Genomic DNA, 21,341 nt, shown 5'->3' with positions numbered 1-21,341 from the left:
GTGTCCGGCGGCTCGTTGCCCCCTTTCCCTGCCTCGGCCCAGCTCGCCGCCAGGCCAGGTGTCAGCCGCGAGAGCCCAGCGCGCGGGCCAGGGCAATGACATCGTCGGCGACGAGGTCGACGCCGGCAGGCGGGTCGACCCGGTCGGCGTTCGGGCCCCACTCCAGCGGGCGCGGGATGTACGCGGTGCGGAGCCCGGCCTTGGCCGCCGCTTCGAGATCGTCAGGGTGGCAGGCCACCATGAGGAGCCGTCGCGGCTCAACCTCCAGCAACCTGGCGGCCATCAGATAGACCTCGGGGTCGGGCTTGTAGGACCTGGCTAGCTCGGCCGACAGGACGCAGTCGAAGCGGAGCCCGGCCTGTTTGGCGAGGCGGGCGAGCAGGCCGACCCCGCCGTTGGACAGTGTCGCGGTGACCACCGGGGTGTTGTGCAGCAGCTCCAAGCCGGGCACGGCGTCGGGCCAAGGCCGCAGCCGGTGCCAGGCCCGCACGAGCTTGCCTCGCTCGGCCTCGCCGAGGGCGTTGCGCCCGTGGTCGGTCGACACCTCGGTCAACCCCTCGTCCAACACCTCGTCGAGCGCGAGCCGGTGCAGGTCGTCCAGCGGCCGCCAGGACAGCTCTCCGTTCAGGACCCTGCCCAGGACCGGGCGGTAGCGGCGCCGCCAGGCGTCGGCGACGGCGGGCCAGTCGGCACGCAGTCCGACCCGTTCCCCGACGACGGCCAGCTCGTCGGCCACGCTGGACCGCCAGTCGGTCAGCGTCCCGAAGACATCGAACACGACGGCATCAACGTCCATGAGCGGTCCCCACCCTTCGACTCGTCGTACCGGCCCCCGCGGGAGCCCGGCGCCTTAACGATCATGCCCCAAGTCGGTACACGGGATTGCCCCGGGGCCATGAGGGACGGCCCGCGCGGCTTGCGTGAGCATTGGTCCCGTTTCTTGCGGTCTATCTTCTACATCGGTTTAGATGATCAGGACCAACGGGCATGACGCCCCTTACTCCCGACCGGAGTGGCGTCGGCACTGTCATGCCCGAACGCGTGTAGAGATACAGGGAGCACCACCCACATGAGCACCGCCTTGACCAGGCCGCGCAACGTGTTCACCCGCACCGCAGCGATGATCGTCGCAACCGTCACCGCCGGGGCCGTCTTCGCCACCACCACCGGCGCCCACGCGGCCGAGCCCGCGCCTAAGCCGGCGGCGGCCGCCCCGACCACCCCGGTCGCGCCGTCGGCGGACGACGACGGCCTCGCCGGCTTCACTGCCGAGGAGCGTCAGCAGGCCGCGGCGTTCGCGAAGGGGATATCGCAACTCGGCGTGACGGAGGAGCAGTTCGCCGCGGCGCTGGACGTGGCCCTGAGCCGCCCCGCGCTCGACACCGCTGACCTGCGCAAGCGGCTGGCGGCCCTGCCCGAGCACCCGACCGCCGAGCAGACGGTCCAGGCCGCCTACCCCGGCGACGCCCAGGCTCAGGCAGCGCTGACCCCGCTCCTCGCCGACGACGCGGTACGCCGCACGGCCCTCGCCCTGCTGGCCGAGTCCTCCGGGGAGAAGCGCCCGGCCGTCATGTTCGGCTGGTGGGACGAGACCAAGTTCGTCGTCAAGTGCAGTGCGGCCGTCGCAGGCGTGCTCCTCTCCTTCGTCCCGGCCGGATCCAGCATCAAGGTCGTCCGGGCCGTGGCCCTGTTCAAGCGGTACGGTGCGAAGAAGACCGCCAACATCATCTGGCGGTTCGTCAACGGCAAGCGGATCGGCTCCAACGAGCGCGAGGCCGTCAAGGCGTTCATCGGCATCAGCGCCATCTCGGCCGCCTGCTCCAGGTGAGGTGCTGAATGACGGTTGAGTATGTCGCCGTGATCGCCCTGGTGGTCGAGGTGGCGGTCATGGCGCTGGCCCGCTTCGGCACCGAACGGCGGCACTGGAAGCACCACAAGAACGGCGGCCCGGCCCCGAGGCGCGAGGACGACCTCACGCGCGCGTCGGGTCTCCTGTACGGGATCGCCGCCGCGGCCGTCGCGGTCGCCGCCGCGGTCACGCGGGTGGACCTGACGCTGCCCGCCGTCGGCACGTTCGCGATGTTCGGCATCCTCCTGCCGGCGTTCGCCGCCAACTCGGTGATGGTCCTGGCCTCCCGAGGCCACCGGACCGAGGTCACCGGCTGGCAGCGCGCCCTCGCGTACGCGGTCGCCGCCGGAGGCGGCCTGGTGTCAGTGGGCCTCACCGGCTGACAGCTGTTTGCGCATCAGGATGCACATCGTCTCGTAGCGGACGAGCGAGCCGTCCGGGGCTCGCTCGTCCCACGAGTCGGGTCGGCGGTCGTACGCCACGTACCCCAGCCGCTCGTACAGCGCCCGGGCCCGCGGGTTGCCCTCCTCCACGCCGAGCTCCGCATGCCGCAGACCACGGCGCCTGATCCGCCGCTCCGCGGCGCCGATGAGGAACATACCGATCCCGCATGACTGCAACGCGGGGTGGACGGCCAGCTGCCACAGGGTGGCGATCAGCACCACCGGATACACAACGAAAATCCGCTGGCCCGCGACCCCCGCCTCGCCGAAGATGATCCGCATGTCACAGCGGCATCAGCACCTGGTCGAGCGGCACACGATCCTCTCGGTTGTCGTCGGATCGCGGGCGTTCGGGCTCGCCACCGCCGCGTCGGATGTCGACCGGCGCGGGGTGTACGTCGCGCCCACCGAGGACTTCTGGCGCTTCGGCAAGCCGCCGCCCCACGTGGAGGGCCCGCTGCCCGAGCAGTTCAGCTGGGAGGTCGAGCGGTTCTGCGAGCTGGCCCTGTCCGCCAATCCCAACCTTCTCGAAGTCCTGCACAGTCCTCTCGTCGAACAGTGCACGCCGCTCGGTGCCGAACTGCGGGAACTCGCGCCCGCCTTCCTCTCCCGCCGCGCCCACCAGACCTACGCGCGCTACGCGCAGTCCCAGTTCACCAAGGCGCGGGCTCGGCGAGAGCGGGAGGGCGAGCCGCGCTGGAAGCACGTCATGCACCTGCTGCGCCTGTTGCTCAGCGGCGCCACGCTCCTGGAGAGCGGCGCCGTCCAGGTCGACGTCGGGCCGCACCGCGGCCGGCTGCTCGCGGTGCGCCAAGGCGAAGTGTCCTGGGACGAGGTCTGCGCCTGGCGCGACGACCTCGCCACACGCCTGGACCAGGCCCTCGCGCAGAGCCCCTTGCCCGAAGAGCCCGACACCGCGCGCGTGGAGGCCTGGCTGGCCTCGGTGCGCCGCCGGTCTCTTCGCAGCGAGCACGCTACTCGGGTGCCTGGGCACGCACCATGAGCGTGCCCGCGTCTGCGGGGTCTGGCGCTGTCGAGGCGTGCCTCCGCATGGACGAAGGCCAATCGCGCCGTGCGAGGTTGACCACGAACCTTCATGGCCGCTCGGCGTCGCACAGGGCATTGTCGACGAGCTTGCGGGTGGTGGTGTTGAAGGGGGCGAGGTCGGGGGTGCTGCCGTTGCTGGTTATGGAGATGACGACGGAGCGACGGCCGTCGGGAGTGACGCCAGTGCGGGTGTACGAGCCGAAACCGTCGCCCTCGTGGTGCCAGTAGCCGCTGCCGCAGGAGAGGGGAACCCAGCGCAATCCGAGGCCGTAGCCGCCCTGAGGCCATTCGGTGAGGTCGTCGGCGTCGCCGGTGCGTGCCACGGTGTGCTGCATCTCGGCGAGTTGGGCTTTGGGCAGGAGCTTGCCGGTGACCAGGGCACGGAAGAACGTGTTCAGGTCCGTGGTGGTACTGATGACAGCCGAGTCGGCGGTGTGCTGGAGGCTCTGTTCGGTGACGTCCAGCGCTGCTCCGGTGGGGGTGCGAAGGGTGACACGTGCGTGAGGGCCGGGCATGAAGGGGTTTGCGCCAGCGACGTAGGTGTGCCGCAGTCCGAGTGGGGCGATGATGCGATGCTCGACCTGCTCCCGCCAGGCGACTCCGCCGGCCTTCTCGATGACCATGGCGGCGAGGAGGTAGTTGGTATTGGAGTAGGCCCAACGGGGGCGCTTGGGGTCAGGTGTGAAGAGGGGGCGGTGGCGCATGGCCGTTGCCACCCACTGTTGCGGCGCAGTGGTGTCGTAACGGTGCTTTTCGAAGTCCCGGAAGAGGGAACCGGCGACGTCGGGGTCGTCGACGTAGTCGAATACGCCGCTGGTCTGCTGCAACAAGTCCCGGATCGTGATCTTGGAGCCGTCGTTGCCGTTGCCCGAAACGACTCCCGGCAGCCACTTCTCGACCGTGTCCTCCAGTGACAGCTTCCGCTCGGCGACCAGCTGCAGTGCGACGGTGGAGGTGAACGTCTTTGTCGTACTTGCCGCGCGGAACTGGGCGTCCCACGGTACCTGCTTGCCGCCATCGGCCACTGCGGCCCCGGTTCTCGCTCGTACGGACCCCAGGCCGGTGTCCACTTCCGCCAGGACACTGACGTCTCCCCCCGCCTTCCTCACCGCGCGTACGTCCGCTTCAAGTGCACTCCGTCCGTATCCCCGCTGCTCACCGGTGTCCGAGCCGAAGGCGCTCACCTGCGGTGCCGCGATCCCGGCAGCGATGGCGGCCGTTACCAGGACGGCGCCGATTCGACCCTTCCTCCCCCAACGACCGGTTGAACCACACGTAGCCATCATTCGTCCCTTTATTCGCCGGGTCCGTGCACCCCGATACGAGTACGAAGGCCGACTGGATCGGCCGGCGGAGCCTGTTGCCCCCTGCCGATAAGCCAACCAGCGCGTGATGTCAGAGACCATGGACCCACCCACCCAAAACGTGGTGGGGCTATCCCCACCACGCGCAATGAAGGTGGTCGGCGATGGGTGGTCAGCGTCGTCACCGCCGCTTCCGCGTCAACAACCGCACACACGGCTTCTCCACGTGGTCGTGCAGCAGGACCGCGAGCACCAGGGCAGTGCAGAAGCAGGCCGCGGTGAGTGCCAGCGCCGGTGTCGTCGCGAGCCTGGGGTGGCCGCCGAACAGGGTGACGGCGGTGAAAAGGACCAGTTCGTGCACCAGATAGAACGCGAAGGACACCTCGCCCATCCGGACCAGCCGCGGAGTTCGGAACACCGAGACGGAGCCTTCCGCGTCGGCGCGGGCGGCCGCCGGGATGAGCAGGGCGCATCCGACGATGCCGGTGGCCGCGCAGGCGAGCAGGGGCTCGTCGGTGACGCGGACGATCTCCCGGGTCAGGAGCAGCCCGGCCACCCATACCGCCGTCGAGCAGACGATCCCGGGGCCGCGCCAGCGTCCGTCCCGTACGAGGAGAGCCAGCACCATGCCCAGCACGAATTCCAGGAGACGAGCGGGCGGGAACTGGTAGACGGCGTAGAAGGCGTCGCCGCCAACGGTCGGTTCGCTCCGCCACGTGGCGACGACGGGCAGGCAGATGACGCCGGCGACGCAGGCGGCAGCGGTGGCCCACCACCACGTGATACGCGGCCGCCGCCAGGAAGGTGACGAAAACGCCCCGCGCCTGCTTGTCGGCGAAGAACCCGGACTCCAGCATCACGTGGTAACCGAAGATCGTCGCTGCCGCGATCCAACGGAGGCCGGTGAGCGAGGGCAGCCGGGACGGTAGGGCCGCCGGGCGCGCGCGGTCGATCGTGCAGGCCGCCGGGCGCGCGCGGTCGGTCGTGCGCGGCGCGTGGCCGCGTATGGCGGTGTCTGGCAAAGCGTCAACCTTGGGCTGGTGGAGGGGGCGTCACCCCCTTCCTGTCCGGCACCGGCATCCGGGTTCCCAGCCACCAGGCGTCAGTCGAGCACCGGCAGCAGCTCCGGCAGGTGTCCGTCCGAGGCCAGTGCCGCCTGTTGGCGTTCGGCCGGGACCTCGCCGTACGTCGTCGTCCGGGGGCGGGCCGGGCGGCCCGCCGCCTCGGCGATGGCGATCAGGTCCCGGATCGAGCGGTACGAGCCGTACGACGAGCCCGCCATGCGGGAGATGGTCTCCTCCATGAGCGTGCCGCCCAGGTCGTTCGCTCCGGAGCGGAGCATCTCCGCCGCGCCGTCCGCGCCGAGCTTCACCCAGCTGGTCTGGATGTTGGTGATGTACGGGTGGAGGAGGAGCCGCGCCATCGCGGTGACCGCGCGGTTGTCGCGGGTCGTGGGGCCGGGGCGGGCGATGCCCGCCAGGTAGACCGGGGCGTTGGTGTGGATGAACGGCAGCGTCACGAACTCCGTGAAGCCGCCGGTCTCCTGCTGGATCTCGGCGAGCAGGCGCAGGTGGCCCAGCCAGTGGCGGGGCTGGTCCACGTGGCCGTACATCATGGTCGACGAGGAGCGAATGCCCAGGTCGTGGGCGGTCTTCACCACCTCGACCCACGTGGCCGTCGGCAGCTTTCCCTTGGTGAGGACCCAGCGGACCTCGTCGTCCAGGATCTCGGCGGCGGTCCCCGGGATGCTGTCCAGGCCCGCCTCCTTCGCCGCCGCCAGCCACTCGCGGATGGACATCCCGGTGCGCGTGGCGCCGTTGACCACCTCCATCGGGGAGAAGGCGTGGACGTGCATCCCCGGGACGCGCTCCTTCACCGCGCGCGCGATGTCGAAGTACGCGGTGCCGGGCAGGTCCGGGTGGATGCCGCCCTGCATGCACACCTCGACGGCGCCCACATCCCACGCCTGCTGGGCGCGGTCGGCGACCTGGCTCAGGGACAGGGTGAAGGCGTCGGCGTCGGTCCTGCGCTGGGCGAACGCGCAGAAGCGGCAGCCGGTGTAGCAGACGTTGGTGAAGTTGATGTTGCGCGTGACGATGTACGTCACGTCGTCGCCGACGGTGGCGCGGCGCAGGTCGTCGGCAATCCGGCACAGGGCGTCGAGCGCGGGCCCTTCGGCGTGCAGCAGGGCCAGGGCCTGCGGGTCGGTGAGCTTGGTGGGGTCGTCGGCGGCCTGGGCCAGGGCCTGCTTCACATCGGCGTCGATCGCCTCGGGAACCATGCCCGGGGCCGCCGCCTCGCGCAGCGCCTCCCAGTCGCCGTACACCGCGTCGAAGTCGTCGCGGCGGTCGCCGGTGCGGCCCTCGGTGTCGATGGTGTGGTGCAGGTCCGTACGGCCCGAGGCGACGAAGACGTCCTCGGGCTCCTGCCAGGGGTGGCCCTCGACCACGGCGTCCTCGCGCGCGAGGCCCGTCTCCGGGTCGGCCAGGGCCCGGACGTGCGGCAGCAGGCGCGGGTCCAGCCAGGGCTCGCCGCGCTGGACGAACTCCGGGTAGACGCAGAGGCGTTCGCGCAGCTCGAAGCCGGCGGCGGCCGAGCGCTCGGCCAGCTCCTCGATCTGGGGCCAGGGCCGCTCGGGGTTGACGTGGTCCGGGGTGACCGGGGAGACCCCGCCCCAGTCGTCGATGCCGGCGCCGATGAGCCGCGCGTACTCGTCGTCCACCAGGTTGGGCGGCGCCTGGAGGCAGGCGGAAGGGCCCATGATGTGCCGGGCGACGGCGACGGTGGCGACGAGTTCGTCCAGTTCCGCGTCCGGCATTCCGCGCATCGCCGTGTCCGGCTTGGCGCGGAAGTTCTGCATGATGAGTTCCTGGATGCCGTGGTACGCGCGGGAGACGCGGCGCAGCGCGAAGAGCGACTCGGCCCGCTCCTCGTACGTCTCGCCGATCCCGATCAGCAGCCCGCTGGTGAGGGGGACGGAGCTGCGGCCCGCGTCCTCCAGGTGCCGCAGCCGGACGGCGGGCTCCTTGTCGGGTGAGCCGTAGTGCGGCCCGCCGGGCTCGCTCCACAGCCGGGTCGCCGTGGTCTCCAGCATCAGCCCCATGGAGGGGGAGACCGGCTTGAGCCGCTGGAAGTCGGTCCAGGTCATGATGCCGGGGTTGAGGTGCGGCAGCAGGCCGGTCTCCTCCAGGATCCGGATCGAGACGGCCCGTACGTACGCGATGGTGTCGTCGTACCCCTCGGCCTCCAGCCACTCGCGCGCCTCGGGCCAACGCTCCTCCGGCTTGTCCCCGAGCGTGATCAGCGCCTCTTTGCAGCCCAGTTCGGCACCGCGCCGGGCGATGGCCAGCACCTCGTCGGGGGACATGAACATTCCGTGGCCCGCGCGGCGCAGCTTGCCGGGGACGGTCGCGAAGGTGCAGTAGTGGCACTTGTCGCGGCACAGGCGGGTGAGCGGGATGAAGACGCTCTTGGAGTACGTGATGACGCCGGGTCGGCCCGCGGCCTCCAGCCCGGCGTCCCGGACCCGGGCCGCGGACGCGCACAGGTCCGCCAGGTCCGCGCCGCGCGCCTGGAGCAGCACAGCGGCCTCGGCGACGTCGAGCGCCACCCCGTCACGGGCGCGTTTGAGCGCACGCCGCATGGCGTTGGCGGTGGGGGCGGACGGGCGGGGTCCCTGCGCGCTCGTGGTCATCCTCCGAGGATACGAGCGGGCTGTGACAGGGGCGGCTCCGCCGGGGCACCGGATCTGTGCGACTGATCACGGCCTGACCTGGCCCTGTCCGGGAATAGCGGCGCGACGGCCCGACAGCCCCGGCCCACCCCCGGTCACAGGTACCGCGCGTACGCGTCCAACGTCCGCAGGACCTCGTTCTCGTCGCCGGACGGGAGTTGCAGCACGACCTCCGCGATGCCGAGGTCGCGGAGGTGCGCGAGCTTGCCCGGGGACGGCAGTACGGCGTACGGGACGACCTCCGGTGCCGCCGGGTCGCGCCCGGCGTCCGCCCAGGTCCGGCGCAGTCGCGGGAGGGCCTCGGTCAGGCCGCGGCCGCCGACGGGGAGCCAGCCGTCGGCGTGGGCCGCGATGTCGGCGAACAGCCCCGGCCCGGCCGCTCCCCCAAGGAGGGTGCGGGGGCCGGTGAGCCGGTCGCCGGGCTGCCGGTTCCGTACCGGTTTGGGGTGGGCGTGGCTGGCGCTCACGGAGCCGAACTCCCCCTCGTAGGCGGTGGGCTCGGCGGCCCACAGCGCCCGCATCAGGGACATGCGGTCGCGGACGAGGCGGCGGCGGGTGGGCCAGTGGACGCCGTGGTCGGCGGCCTCCTCCACGTTCCAGCCGAAGCCGACGCCGAGGGTGAACCGTCCGCCGGAGACGAAGTCGAGGGTGGCGGCGCGCTTGGCGAGGGCGATGGGGTCGTGCTGCGCGACGAGGGTGATGCCGGTGGCGAGGCCGATCCGGTCGGTGACGGCGGCGGCCTGGGCGAGGGCGACGAAGGAGTCGAGGGTGCGGCCGTAGGCGCGGGGCAGCGGTCCGCCGCCGGGTGCGGGGGTGTCGCGGCTGACGGGGATGTGGGTGTGTTCGGGGAGGTAGAGGGCGGCGAAGCCGCGCTGTTCCAGCTCGTGGGCGAGTCGGACGGGCCGGATGGTCTCGTCGGTGAGGAAGACGGTGGTGGAGATCCGCATGCCGGGTGGACACCTCCGCGAGGGACCTGATGGAGCGGGTTCGGTGCTGGTCGCGTGCATGTTCTCGCACCGGCCCTGGCATGTTCTCGCACCGTCACCCGGTTATCCACAGGCGTTTCGCTTCGCGTCGGGTGGGCGTACAACGGTGTCACGCGGCACTTCCGACTCTGGGGGCACGGATGCGACGACGCGATGTACTGAGGCTTTCGGCTCTGGCGGGTGCGGCGGGGGCGATGACACTCGACCCGGTGACGTTCGCCCACGCCGAGGACCGGGACGGGGCGGATGCGACGGCGGGAACGGGGGCGGAGGCGGGGGACGAGCAGACGCGGACGGTCCGCGGGCATCTGCCGACCGGGGCGCCGGACTTCGTCTACCTGCCGGTCGAGGTGCCGCGCGGGGTCCGGGAGATCGCCGTCTCCTATACGTACGACAAGCCCACCGTGCCGTCCGGGACCCAGGGGAACGCCTGCGACATCGGGATATTCGACGAGCGGGGCACCGCGCTGGGCGGGCGCGGCTTCCGCGGCTGGTCCGGCGGGGCCCGCACGGCGTTCTCGATCAGCGCGGAGGAGGCCACGCCCGGGTATCTGGCGGGTCCGGTGAACGCGGGGACCTGGCATGTCGTGCTCGGCCCGTACACGGTCGCGCCGCAGGGGCTGGCGTACGAGGTGACGGTGACGCTGCGGTTCGGGGAACAGGGCGAGACCCCGAGGCCGGTGTATCCGCCGCAGCGGGCGAAGGGACGGGGGCGTGCCTGGTACCGCGGGGACAGCCATCTGCACACGGTGTACTCGGACGGCAAACGCACCCCGGCGGAGCTGGTGGCCGCGGCGCGTGCCGCGGGGCTGGACTTCATCACCACCACCGAGCACAACACCACCTCCAGCCATGGCGCGTTCGAGGGCCTGTGGGGCGACGACCTGCTGATCCTCACCGGCGAGGAGGTCACCACACGCAACGGCCACGTGGTGGCGCTCGGCACCGACCCCGGGGTCTTCATCGACTGGCGCTACCGGGCCCGGGACAACGCCTTCGGGCGGTACGCGCGCAAGATCCGGCAGGCGGGCGGGCTGGTCGTCCCGGCGCACCCGCACGGCACCTGCGTCGGCTGCAACTGGAAGTTCGGCTTCAACGAGGCCGACGCGGTCGAGGTGTGGAACGGCACCTTCACCCCGATGACGAGGTGACGATCGCGGAGTGGGACAACACCCTGGTGGCCGCCGCCCGCTCGGGCGGCCGCTGGCTGCCGGCCGTGGGCCACAGCGACGCCCACCGGGAACCGCAGGTGGTGGGGATGCCGCAGACGGTGGTGCTCGCCGACGACCTGTCGCGCACGGCGATCCAGGACGGCATCCGCGCCGGCCGGTGCTGGATAGCGGAGTCCGCGGCGGTCCGACTGGCGTTCTCGGCGACCGGCGGCCCGGGGCGGCACGCGGGCATCGGCGAGCGGCTGGCGGTCGGGCGGGGCGAGGCGGTGACGGTCCGGCTGGAGGTCTCCGGCGTCGGGCCGGACTGCTCGGTGCGCTTCGTCACCGACCAGGGCCAGCTGTTCGCCTCGGCCCTGCCGCCGTCCGGGTCGGCCACGGTGGAGTGGCGGACCACGGCCTCGTACGCGGCGTACGTACGCGCGGAGGTACGGCACGCGGCGGCGGACGGCGGCGCGTCGGGAATACCGGGCCCCATGACCGCGCTGACGAACCCGATCTTCCTGGGCGAGGCTTAGCCGGGCCCTCGGGCGGGCGGCAAGGGGCGGTGACCGGGTCGTAACGGCGAGGCCACCGGCCGGATGCCGCCCGTGGGCGGCGCGTACGGCCGCCGCCGCACGGGCGCACGGCCTGTCCGGCGGTGCGGCCCGCGGCTCGCCCGCCGCGGGCCGCACGACCAGGGGCCGCGCCGGCTCAGCCCCTGGTGACGACGGTCGCGGTGTCGTGGCCGGACCGCAGCACCCGGCCCGGGGTCGCGCCGGTCACCGTGCCGTCCCGTACGGTCTCCACGCCGCCCACGCGCACGCTCACCACGCCCACCGCCCGCGAGTCCAGCCGCGGGCCGCCGCCCGGCAGGTCGTGCACCAGCGTGGCCGGGCCCGCGTCGATCCGCTCCGGGTCGAAGAGCACCAGGTCGGCGTGGTGGCCGGGGGCGATCCGGCCGCGCTCGCGCAGCCCGAACAGGCGCGCCGGGTCGTCGGTGAGCATCCGTACGGCGCGTTCGAGACCGACCAGTCGGCGTCCGCGCAGGCAGTCGCCGAGGAAGCGCGTGGTGTACGGCGCCCCGCACATCCGGTCCAGGTGCGCCCCGGCGTCCGAGCCGCCCAGCAGCACGTCCTCGTGCTCCCAGGTGCGGCGCCGCAGCTCCCAGCTGTCCGGATCGTTGTCGGTCGGCATCGGCCACAGCACCGTGCGCAGCTCGTCGGCGGCGCAGATCTCGACCAGGGTGGTGAAGGCGTCCTGGCCGCGCTCGGCGGCGATGTCGGCCACGACCCGGCCGGTCAGCCCGGCGTTGGCGGGCGTGTAGGTGTCGCCGATGACGTACCGGTCGAAGTGCGCCAGCCGCCGGAAGACCCCCGCCTCCGGGGCGTGGGCCCGCCGCAGGAGCTCCGCCCGCACCCGCGGGTCGCGGAGCCGGGCGATCCGCTCCGGCACGGGCAGCCCGAGCACCTCGCCCCAGCCCGGGATGAGGTTGAGCGCGCAGAAGGTGCCCAGCGACATGTTCATGGGGGTGAGGATCGGCATGGTCAGCGCGACGATCCGGCCGCCCGCCTTGCGTGCCCGCTCGCTCGGCACGAGCTGGCGCGGCACCCGTTCCGGCACGGCGGCGTCGACGGTGAGGACGTTCCAGTTCAGCGGGCGTCCGGCGGCGGCGGTCAGCTCCACCAGCAGGTCGATCTCCTCGTCCGCGAACCGGTCCAGGCACCCGGCGACGATGGCCTCCAGCTGCGTCCCCTCGTGTTCGCCGACCGCCCGCGCGAGCGCGATGAGCTCCTCCGGCCGCGCGTACCGGGAGGCGACCGGGCGGCCGTCACCGTCGGAGTGGGTGCCGGACTGGGTGGTGGACAGCCCCCAGGCCCCGGCGTCCATGGCCTCGTGCAGCAGCGCCAGCATCCGCTCCAGTTGCGCGGGGTCCGGCTGCCCGCCGACGGCGTCCGGCCCCATCGCATGGCGGCGCAGCGCGCAGTGCCCGACCATGAACCCGGCGTTGACGGCGATCCGGCCCTCCAGGGCGTCGAGGTAGGCGCCGAAGGAGGACCAGTTCCAGGGGGCGCCCCGCTCCAGCGCCACCAGCGACATGCCCTCGACCTTGCTCATCATGCGGCGGGTGTAGTCGGCGTCCTCGGGCCGGTCCGGGTGCAGCGGCGCGAGGGTGAAGCCGCAGTTGCCGCCGACGACGGTGGTGACGCCGTGGTGCATCGAGGGGGTGGCGTACGGGTCCCAGAACAGCTGGGCGTCGTAGTGGGTGTGCGGGTCGACGAAGCCGGGCGCGAGCACCAGCCCGGTCGCGTCCTCGGTGGTGCGGGCGGGTTCCGTGACGGCGCCGGCGGGCCCGAGGGCCGCGATCCGCCCGTCCCGCAGCCCCACGTCGGCGTCGTACGCGGGCGCGCCCGTCCCGTCCACCAGGGACGCCCCTCGAATGACGTGGTCGAGCATGACGGCACTCCCTTCCATCGCGGTCCGAGCCTCTCGGGTGGGCGGTCAGCCCGCCGCCTGGCGGAACCGGGTCGTCCGGTGCACCGGATCGGTGTCGATCTTCGGGATCACGTGCTCGCCGATCAGCCGGATGGTGTTCAGCGTGTCCTCGTAGCCGATGCCGATCGGCAGCCCGAAGGACAGCTGGTCGGCACCCGCCCGCTCCCAGCGCTCGCACTGCCGGAACACCTCGTCCGGGTCGCCGCAGATCATCAGCTCCTCCGCGATCAGCAGCTCGACGATCTCCTCGGTGTACTCGGGGAGCAACTGCGGCCACTCGGGGATGCCGTCGGGGCGCGGGAAGGTGTCGTGGTAGCGGAAGAGCAGCGACTGGAGGTAGTGCAGTCCGCCGCCGACGGCGATCTCGACGGCCTTCGCGTGGGTCTCGGCGCAGATCGCCGTCGAGGTCACCATGACGTTGTCGTTGACGAAGCGGCCGACCGGCCGGGCCCGCTCGATCGCCGTCTTGTACGAGTCGACCACCCACTCCATGTCGGAGACCTTCTGCACGCTGAACCCCAGCACGCCGAGGCCCTTCTCGGCCGCCATGGCGTACGAGGACGGCGACCCGGCGGCGTACCACATGGCGGGGTGGGCGGGGCCGTACGGCTTGGGCAGCACCTTGCGGCGGGGCAGCGACCAGTGGGCGCCCGAGAACCCCTCGTACTCCTCCTGGAGCCACATCCGGGGGAACTCGGCGATCGTCTCCTCCCAGATCTCCTTGGTGCGGTCCATGTCGGTGATGCCGGGCAGGAAGCCGAGGATCTCGTGGCTGCCCGCGCCGCGCCCGGTGCCGAACTCGAACCGCCCGCCGGACAGATGGTCGAGCATCGCGGCCTTCTCGGCGACCTTGGCCGGGTGGTTGACCTGCGGCAGCGGGTTGAAGATCCCGGAGCCGAGGTGGATGCGGTCGGTGGCGTGCGCCAGATAGCCGAGGAAGACGTCGTTGGCCGACAGGTGCGAGTACTCGTCCAGGAAGTGGTGCTCGGAGGCCCAGGCGTACTTGAAGCCGGACCGGTCGGCCTGGATGACGTACTCGGTCTCCTCGATCAGCGCGTGGTGCTCGGCTTCCGGGTCGGCCCGCCGCCGGCTCTCCGGTACGTATCCCTGCACAAAGATCCCGAATTCCACGGCCGCTCCTGGAGGTTGCGGTGGCGCTTCGACAATCTGACGATGCGTCAGATTCTAGAGGACGGAGACGCCCGCGAGCCAGCCGCCGTCGATGACGAACGGCTGGCCGGTGATGTACGAGGAGTCCTCGCAGGACAGGAAGAGCGCGAGCCGGGCGACCTCCTCGGGGCGGCCGATCCGGGCGAGCGGCACGACCTTGCGGTAGAGCCCGTCAGCGGCCTCGGCCACCTCGGCGGGATCGGTGTCCGGGTCCAGCAGGGCCGGGTTGGTCATGGCCGTGTCCACCGCTCCCGGGCACATCGCGTTGACCCGGATGTTGCGCCCGGCCAGCTCCATCGCGGCCACCCGCGTCATCCCGACGACGGCGGCCTTCGTCGCGGCATACGCGGTCAGGAAGGTCATGCCGGACAGCGCGACGTAGGAGGCGGTGTTGACGATGGTCCCGCCGCCCGCGGCCATCAGCTCCGGGGCCACCGCCCGCATGCCGAGGAAAGCGCCCACCTGGTTGACCCGCACCACCGCCTCGAACTCCGCCAGCGGGGTGTCGACCAGCTCGTTGACCCGCAGCACGCCCGCGTTGTTGACCAGTCCGTCGATCCTGCCGAAGGCGTCCTTGGCGGCGGCGACGGCGGCCGTCCAGCCGTCCTCCGTTCCGACGTCGAGATGGACATAGGCGGCGGCGTCCCGGCCGAGCTCCGCGGCCAGCGCCTCGCCCTGGTCGTCCAGGACGTCGGTCAGCACCACCCGCGCCCCCTCCGCGGCGAACAGCCGTGCCTCCGCGGCACCCTGGCCGCGGGCCGCGCCCGTGACGAGGATGACGCGCCCGTCGAGTTTTCCCACGATGGCCTCCCTGGTGGTGTGGTCCTGCGGCGCGTCCGGCGGGCGGGGCGGAGAAGAAGACGACCCGCCGCAGGCGGCCTAGTCGGTCAGATGCGGGGCGACCTCGGCGGCGAACGCCGCCATCTGGTCCGTCAGTTCGGTGCGGCCGCGGCTGCGGAACCGCACCTGGACCTGGTCCACGCCCATCGCCCGGTACGCGCGCAGGCTCTCCGCGATCCGCTCCCCCGGCCCGGTCAGGGTCCGGCGGCCGACGCGCCAGCGGGGCTCCCCGACGTAAGCGGGTTCGGCGATGGCACCGATTTCGGCGGGCTCGGTGACCCCGGCCCGCTCGCGCAGGGCGCGCAGCCGGGCGATCAGCCCCGGCAGCCGGTCCCGCGGGTCCCCCTGCGGCAGCCAGCCGTCACCCCGCACCGCCGCCCTGCGCAGCGCCGCGGGCGAGGAGCCGCCGACCCACAGCGGCGGCCGCGGCAGCTGGGCGGGGCGGGGCGCCTGCCCCAGGCCGGAGACGTCCAGGCTCTCGCCGTGGAACTCCCAGAACTCCTCGGGCCCCAGCCCGGCCTTCAGCGCGTCGATCGTCTCGTCCAGCAGCGGTCCGCGCCGGTCGAAGTCCACTCCCAGCGCCGCGAACTCCTCGGCCACGTGCCCGGCGCCGACACCGAGGATCAGCCGCCCGCCGGAGAGCCGGTCGAGGGTCGCGTACTGCTTGGCGGTGACCAGCGGGTGGCGCAGCGCGACGACCGCGACATGGCTGAGCAGCCGCACCCGTTCGGTCGCGGCGGCGAGATACGCCAGGGTGGTCACCGGGTCATACCAGACGGTGCTCATGGCGGCGGCCAGCCGCCGGGGCACGGCCACGTGGTCGCAGGTGGCGACGTACGCAAAGCCGAGGCGGTCGGCCGCGCGGGCGACGGCGACCAGGTCGGCGGGCCCGGCCCCGGCCTCCCACGACTCGGCGTAAAGGGTGCTCTGCGACTGGACGGGGAGCTGGATGCCGTAGCTGAGCCGGCCCCGCGGCAGGACCCGTATGCCGCTGCCGCCATCAACGCCCTTGCCGGCATTCGTGCCGTTGCCGCCCACGAGGCCTCCCTTGGTCGCGCCCGACGTCCGCCATCGTGGAATCTGACGGCCCATCAGACAAGAGGGCGGGCGGACCGGGTCAGGGGCGGGTGACCTCCACCAGCTCCAGGTGCCCCTTGCCGCCCTTGACCGCCTCCTCGCGCACGAGACCCACACCCCGGGCATAGAACTTGTGCTCGACCACGTCCGGCTCCAGCGGCGTGAAGTCCTTGGTCTTGAGCACGCGGTCGAACTTGCCGTACGCCACCGTGACCCGCTCGTCCAGGCCGAGCACCTCGCCCATGTCCTCGGCCACGCCCTTGGCGTGCTCCTGGCGGTAGACGTCCCCGGCCTTGGGGTGGGCCTCCATGACGATGCCGGGCTCGGCGCCGTCCTTGCCCGCCTGCCACGAGCCCTCGGTGCTCACGACCTTGCCGCCCTCCAGGTCCTTGGAGTCCTCGCCGAAGTACCAGACGTTGCCGTCGCGGTCCTGGGCGTACCAGTCGAAGGTGTCCTCGACGACCTCGCCGTCCTCGCGGACGGTGTCCCGTACGACGGTGGTGCGCACCCCGAGGATCTCCTTGGTCTGCCGGGTGACCTCCACGACGCCCTGCTCCCTCTGCCCCTCGTCGCCGACGCCCTCGTAGCGGAACGTGGTGCCGGGCACGAGCGGCAGATACGGGTTGTCGATCTTCGCGACGAAGTCCGCGGGGTCCGGGGTCCCGGTCGGGGACGGCGAGGGGGTGGCCGTCGTCGCAGGGGTCCGCTCCGGCTCCTCGCCGTCTCCGTCCCCGTCGCCGCAGGCCGTCAGCGCCATCGCCATGAGCAGCGCGCAGGCGGACAGCGCGGCCCTCCTTCCTCGCCGTGCCGACCAGCCCATGGACGCCTCCAGATGTGCCACGTATGTCCGAATACGGTCTGATACGGCCATCATGGGACGCCGGGCACGGGCACGCGCCGGAGGCCGCGCCCGCGCGGCGGACGCGACCGCGGTCCGCCACCCGGACGGGCGTACGGAGCGGTCAGGTCACGGGCCCGCCCACAGCCCGTCCTCGGTCAGCCCCAGCAGTTCGATGGCGTTGCCCCGGACGATCCGCTCCACGGTCTCCGGCGGCAGGTGCGCCATCTGCGCCTCGCCGACCTCCCGGGAACGGGGCCAGGTGGAGTCGGAGTGCGGGTAGTCGGTCTCGTACAGCACGTTTCCCACCCCGATCGCGTCGAGGTTCCGCAGCCCCACCGGGTCGTCGAAGAAGCAGCCGTAGACGTGTTCCGCGAACAGCTCCGAGGGCGGTCGCAGCACCTTGTCCGCCACCCCGCCCCAGCCGCGGTTCTCCTCCCAGACCACGTCCGCGCGCTCCAGGATGTACGGGATCCACCCGATCTGCCCCTCGGCGTACATGATCCGCAGCCGGGGGAAGCGGTCGAAGATCCCGGACATCAGCCAGTCGACCAGCGAGAAGCAGCAGTTGGCGAAGGTGATGGTGGAACCGACCGCCGGCGGCGCGTCCGCCGAGGTGGACGGCATCTGCGAGGACGAGCCGATGTGCATCGCGATGACCGTGCCGGTCTCCTCGCAGGCCGCCAGGAACGGGTCCCAGGCGCGGGTGTGCACCGACGGCAGGCCCAGGCGCGGCGGGATCTCCGAGAAGCAGACGGCCCGCACCCCGCGGGCGGCGTTGCGGCGCACCTCGGCGGCGGCCGGCTCCGCGTCCCACAGCGGGATGAGGGTCAGTGGTATCAGGCGCCCGCCCGCCTGCGGCCCGCACCACTCCTCCACCATCCAGTCGTTGTACGCGCGCACCCCCAGCAGTCCGAGTTCGCGGTCCTTCGCCTCGGTGAACGTCTGCCCGCAGAAGCGCGGGAAGGTGGGGAAGCACAGGGCGGAGCGGACATGGTTGAGGTCCATGTCGGCCAACCGCTCCGGCACCGAGAACGAACCCGGCCGCATCTGCTCGAAGGTGATCGCTTCGAGCCTGACCTCGTCCCGGTCGTAGCCGACGGCGGTGTCCAGGCGGGTGAGGGGGCGGCGCAGGTCCTCGTAGACCCACCAGTCGGCGAGCGGCCCCTCGTCCCCGGGCCCACCCATGACGGGGGCGAACCTGCCGCCGATGAACGTGAGGTCTTTCAGCGGGGCGCGGACGACACGCGGACCCACGTCGCGGTACTTCGACGGAAGCCGGTCCCGCCAGACGTGCGGGGGCTCAACCGTGTGGTCGTCCACCGAGATGATCTCCGGGAAGCTCTCCATGGGTGCCACCGTAGCGCCGATCTGACGGGTCGTCAGCTCTGAGCGGTCCGGTTCCCCGGTACGTACTCACGCGCATCCGTGCTGACGCGACGGGTCCGGCAAGGCAGACTGGCCAGCGCAGCGAGAAAGTACGCGCAGGGGGAAACCATGGCCCAGGACAAGGGGCAGGGGTACAAGCGACCGCCGCACTCCACGGTGCTCGGCCCGGCCGATGGCCGTCCGGACCATGGGGCGCATGAGGCACATGACGCGCATGGGGCGGATGAGTCCCACGGGGTCGACGAGGGCGGCGAGGACGTCGGCGCGCACGCCCGCACCGGGCGGCCTCAGGCACGCCACGGAATCCGCGCGGACGACCACACGGACGGCCACGCGGACGGCCACACGCCGGAGCGCGCCCAGGACCGCCCGCGGAGCCACGCCCACGAGCACCCGCACGAGCCCCTCGCCCTGGCCGAGGCCCGGCTCGACCTGGCGCTGGAGCGCGGCCGGCACGCCGAGGCCGTCTCCGAGCTCACCGCGCTCACCGCCGCGCACCCACTGAACGAGCGGCTGCGCGAACTCCTCATGGTGGCCCTGTACCGCAGCGGACGGCAGGCGGAGGCGCTGGCCGTCTACGCCGACACCCGCCGGCTGCTCGCGGCCGAGCTCGGCATCGCCCCCGGCGAGCGGCTCACCGAGACCCGGCTGCGCGTCCTGCGCCGGGATCCGGGGCTGGCCTGGCCCGCCGGCGCGCCCGCCGCGCCGCCCGCCCCCACGGCGCCCGTACGGCCCGCGCAGCTGCCCGCCACCGTCGCCGACTTCACCGGCCGCACGGACGTCGCCGGCGAGCTCGGCGCCCGGCTCGCCGCCGTGCGCGGCGGCACGCCCGCGGTGCTGTCCGTGGCCGGCACCGGCGGCATCGGCAAGACGGCGCTGGCCGTCCATGTCGCGCACGCGGCCCGCGCGCACTTCCCCGACGGCCAGCTCTACGTCGACCTGCGGGGCACCGGTTCCTCGCCGGTCGAACCGGAGGCCGTCCTCGGCTCCTTCCTGCGCGCCCTGGGGACCCCCGACACCGCGATCCCCGACGGCGTGGAGCAGCGCACCGCGCTCTACCGCTCCGCGCTCGGCGGCCGCCGCGTCCTGGCGCTGCTGGACAACGCCCGCGACGCCACGCAGATCCGCCCGCTGCTGCCCGGTACCGACGGCTGCGCCGCGCTGGTCACCAGCCGGGTCCGGATGTCCGACCTGGACGGCGCCCATCTGATCGACCTCGACGTGCTGAGCCCGCGGGAGGCGTACGCGCTCTTCGCGCACATCGTGGGGCAGGAGCGCGCCGACGTCGAACGCGAGGAGGCCAGGCGGGTGGTGGCGGCCTGCGGCTTCCTGCCGCTGGCGATCCGGATCGCGGCCTCCCGGCTGGCCGCCCGCCGCACCTGGACCGTCTCCGTCCTGGCCCGCAAGCTCGCCGACGAACGCCGCCGCCTGGACGAACTGCGCGCCGGAGACCTGGCCGTCAAGGCCACCTTCGAGCTGGGATACGGCCAGCTGGAGCACCGGCAGGCCCGCGCCTTCCGCCTGCTCGGCCTCGCCGACGGCCCGGACATCTCACTGGCCGCCGCCGCTGCCGTACTCGACATGGACACCGACGCCACCGCGCGGCTGCTGGACTCCCTGGTCGGCAGCTCCCTGCTGGAGTCGGCGGTGCCCGGCCGCTACCGGTTCCACGACCTGGTACGCCTGTACGCCCGCGCGTGCGCCGAACGCGACCAGCGGCCCGCCGAGCGGGAGGCGGCGCTCTCCCGGCTGCTGGACTTCTACCTCGCCACGGCGGGCCGGGTGCACGCCATGGAGCGCCCCGGCGACCCGACCGTGGAGCACCTGGCGCCCACCGCCCAGCGCGGGCCTGCCTTCGCCACCTCGGCACAGGCCCTGGACTGGCTGTTCACCGAGGCGGACAGCCTGATCGCGTGCGCCCGGCAGTGCGTCGGCGGCGCCCTGCCGCGCCGCGCCGCCGATCTGCTCACCGCCGCCTTCGACCTCGCCGAGTCGGGCGCCAAGTCGCGTCCGTACGAGGCCGCGGCCCGGGCCGTCAGCGAAGCGGCGCGGGCCGCGGGGGACGCCCGCGCCGAGGGGCGCGCCCGCTCCACCCTGGGGCATCTGTACAACGTCGGCGGGCGGTTCCAGGAGGGGGACCGCGAACTGCGCAGGGCCATCGAGCTGGGGCGCGCCGCCGCCGATCCGCTCATCGGGCGGATGTACAACCAGCGCGGCATCATCGCCCTGTACCAGAACCGGCAGCGGGACGCGGCCGAGTGCTTCGCCCGGGCGCTGCGCGCCTTCCGCGCCATCGGCGACGAGCCGGGCGAGGCGAGCGCGCTGTCCAACCTGGCCAGGACCCGGCTGAACACCGGACGCACCCAGGACGGGCTGGAGATGATCGAGCAGGCGCTGGCCATCTACCGGCGGCTGGGGGGCTCACTGCGGCTCGGCAACGGCATGTACGCGCTGGGCATCGCGCTCACCCGGGCGGGCCGACCGGACGAGGCCGTGGCTCAACTCAACGGTGCTCTGCGCATCTTCAGGGAGTGCCGCCAGCAACTCTGGGAGGGCATGACGCACTACCGGTTGGCCGAAACCCTCCTGTTGGCGGACCGTCCGGCGCTCGCCGCGGAACACGCCGAGCGGGCGCTGGCGTTGCGCGGCCTGGGCGGCGCGTGGCGGCGTGGCGCCTTCCTGACAGTGCTCGGCAGGGCGCTTGACGCCATCGGACAGACCGACCGAGCGCGCGCATGCTGGGGCGAAGCGCTCGCCATTTATGAGCACCTGGGGTCGTCGGAGCAGCACGAGGTGCGGGAACTGCTCTCCGGCGCGGCGCGCGGAGCCGGCTCGCCGGCGGCCCCGGACCGGCCGCCGGACGGCTCCCCAGCAGCGCCCCAACCGCCGTTCCTGCACCTGCTAAACGGCACAGATTCGATTTCCTGGCATAAAACTGACGAGCCGCCAGCTGTGTGAGTTCGGACAACTCTGGTGGGCCTTGTGGAGAGCACCGGCCCCTACTGACGCCGGGGGCGCGGA

General features: G+C 72.6%; 15 protein-coding genes and 2 pseudogenes. 5 read left to right on the top strand and 12 right to left on the bottom strand.

Annotation, left to right across the window (positions count from 1 at the left end; all coding sequences use genetic code 11):
* Window positions 1–61: 61 nt before the first annotated feature.
* Window positions 62–796 carry a haloacid dehalogenase type II gene (locus tag Q3Y56_RS21375; protein ID WP_304463466.1) on the bottom strand — a complete coding sequence of 245 codons (735 nt, stop codon included), beginning with the start codon at window positions 794–796 and terminating at the stop codon, window positions 62–64.
* A 273-nt stretch (window positions 797–1,069) separates the two neighbouring features.
* On the opposite strand from Q3Y56_RS21375, the gene Q3Y56_RS21370 reads away from it, so the two are divergent.
* On the top strand, window positions 1,070–1,828 hold the full coding sequence (locus Q3Y56_RS21370; protein WP_304463465.1) for a hypothetical protein: 759 nt from the start codon (window positions 1,070–1,072) through the stop codon (window positions 1,826–1,828).
* Window positions 1,829–1,836: 8 nt separating this feature from the next.
* Window positions 1,837–2,232 carry a hypothetical protein gene (locus Q3Y56_RS21365; protein ID WP_304463464.1) on the top strand — a complete coding sequence of 132 codons (396 nt, stop codon included), beginning with the start codon at window positions 1,837–1,839 and terminating at the stop codon, window positions 2,230–2,232.
* On the opposite strand, the pseudogene Q3Y56_RS21360 reads toward Q3Y56_RS21365, so the two are convergent.
* Window positions 2,212–2,505: pseudogene (locus Q3Y56_RS21360) on the bottom strand (GNAT family N-acetyltransferase); the annotation flags it as partial. The gene Q3Y56_RS21365 and the pseudogene Q3Y56_RS21360 overlap by 21 nt on opposite strands.
* Before the next feature lie 67 nt (window positions 2,506–2,572).
* Between Q3Y56_RS21360 and Q3Y56_RS21355 the strand changes: the two are divergent.
* Window positions 2,573–3,295 carry a DNA polymerase beta superfamily protein gene (locus Q3Y56_RS21355; RefSeq protein ID WP_304463463.1) on the top strand — a complete coding sequence of 241 codons (723 nt, stop codon included), beginning with the start codon at window positions 2,573–2,575 and terminating at the stop codon, window positions 3,293–3,295.
* Window positions 3,296–3,386: 91 nt separating this feature from the next.
* On the opposite strand, the gene Q3Y56_RS21350 is transcribed toward Q3Y56_RS21355, so the two are convergent.
* The 4 genes from Q3Y56_RS21350 to Q3Y56_RS21335 all read right to left on the bottom strand — a co-directional run bounded on the left by Q3Y56_RS21350 (window position 3,387) and on the right by Q3Y56_RS21335 (window position 9,323).
* The gene (locus Q3Y56_RS21350; RefSeq protein WP_304463462.1) at window positions 3,387–4,409 is read right to left on the bottom strand and encodes a serine hydrolase; all 1,023 of its coding nucleotides are present in this window, start codon (window positions 4,407–4,409) and stop codon (window positions 3,387–3,389) included.
* Between the two features lie 415 nt (window positions 4,410–4,824).
* Window positions 4,825–5,427, bottom strand: coding sequence for an acyltransferase family protein (locus Q3Y56_RS21345; RefSeq protein ID WP_304465717.1), 603 nt, complete (start codon window positions 5,425–5,427; stop codon window positions 4,825–4,827).
* Between the two features lie 318 nt (window positions 5,428–5,745).
* The gene (locus tag Q3Y56_RS21340; RefSeq protein ID WP_304463461.1) at window positions 5,746–8,337 is read right to left on the bottom strand and encodes a bifunctional FO biosynthesis protein CofGH; all 2,592 of its coding nucleotides are present in this window, start codon (window positions 8,335–8,337) and stop codon (window positions 5,746–5,748) included.
* Window positions 8,338–8,471: 134 nt separating this feature from the next.
* The gene (locus tag Q3Y56_RS21335; protein ID WP_304463460.1) at window positions 8,472–9,323 is read right to left on the bottom strand and encodes a TIGR03619 family F420-dependent LLM class oxidoreductase; all 852 of its coding nucleotides are present in this window, start codon (window positions 9,321–9,323) and stop codon (window positions 8,472–8,474) included.
* A gap of 179 nt (window positions 9,324–9,502) precedes the next feature.
* Here Q3Y56_RS21335 and Q3Y56_RS21330 point away from each other — a divergent pair.
* A pseudogene (locus tag Q3Y56_RS21330) lies at window positions 9,503–11,049 on the top strand (CehA/McbA family metallohydrolase).
* A 175-nt stretch (window positions 11,050–11,224) separates the two neighbouring features.
* On the opposite strand, the gene Q3Y56_RS21325 reads toward Q3Y56_RS21330, so the two are convergent.
* The 6 genes from Q3Y56_RS21325 to Q3Y56_RS21300 form a co-directional block, all read right to left on the bottom strand.
* Window positions 11,225–12,967, bottom strand: coding sequence for an amidohydrolase family protein (locus tag Q3Y56_RS21325; protein WP_304463459.1), 1,743 nt, complete (start codon window positions 12,965–12,967; stop codon window positions 11,225–11,227).
* 45 nt (window positions 12,968–13,012) lie between these two features.
* Window positions 13,013–14,137 carry an LLM class flavin-dependent oxidoreductase gene (locus Q3Y56_RS21320; RefSeq protein WP_304463458.1) on the bottom strand — a complete coding sequence of 375 codons (1,125 nt, stop codon included), beginning with the start codon at window positions 14,135–14,137 and terminating at the stop codon, window positions 13,013–13,015.
* Between the two features lie 54 nt (window positions 14,138–14,191).
* Entirely contained in the window at window positions 14,192–14,977 is a 786-nt protein-coding gene (locus Q3Y56_RS21315; protein WP_304463457.1) for an SDR family NAD(P)-dependent oxidoreductase, read from the bottom strand.
* A 78-nt stretch (window positions 14,978–15,055) separates the two neighbouring features.
* Window positions 15,056–16,003, bottom strand: a complete 948-nt coding sequence (locus Q3Y56_RS21310; protein ID WP_304465716.1) for an LLM class F420-dependent oxidoreductase — start codon at window positions 16,001–16,003, stop codon at window positions 15,056–15,058.
* A 130-nt stretch (window positions 16,004–16,133) separates the two neighbouring features.
* Window positions 16,134–16,934, bottom strand: coding sequence for a hypothetical protein (locus Q3Y56_RS21305; RefSeq protein WP_304463456.1), 801 nt, complete (start codon window positions 16,932–16,934; stop codon window positions 16,134–16,136).
* Between the two features lie 126 nt (window positions 16,935–17,060).
* Window positions 17,061–18,281, bottom strand: a complete 1,221-nt coding sequence (locus Q3Y56_RS21300; protein WP_304463455.1) for an amidohydrolase family protein — start codon at window positions 18,279–18,281, stop codon at window positions 17,061–17,063.
* A gap of 147 nt (window positions 18,282–18,428) precedes the next feature.
* On the opposite strand from Q3Y56_RS21300, the gene Q3Y56_RS21295 reads away from it, so the two are divergent.
* Window positions 18,429–21,278 carry a BTAD domain-containing putative transcriptional regulator gene (locus tag Q3Y56_RS21295; RefSeq protein WP_304463454.1) on the top strand — a complete coding sequence of 950 codons (2,850 nt, stop codon included), beginning with the start codon at window positions 18,429–18,431 and terminating at the stop codon, window positions 21,276–21,278.
* Window positions 21,279–21,341: the final 63 nt, after the last annotated feature.

Origin of the sequence: Streptomyces sp. XD-27 (assembly GCF_030553055.1) — a bacterium.
GTDB lineage: Bacteria > Actinomycetota > Actinomycetes > Streptomycetales > Streptomycetaceae > Streptomyces.
Note: the sequence above shows the minus strand (reverse complement) of the source record. Positions and strands in the feature narration are given on the sequence as shown.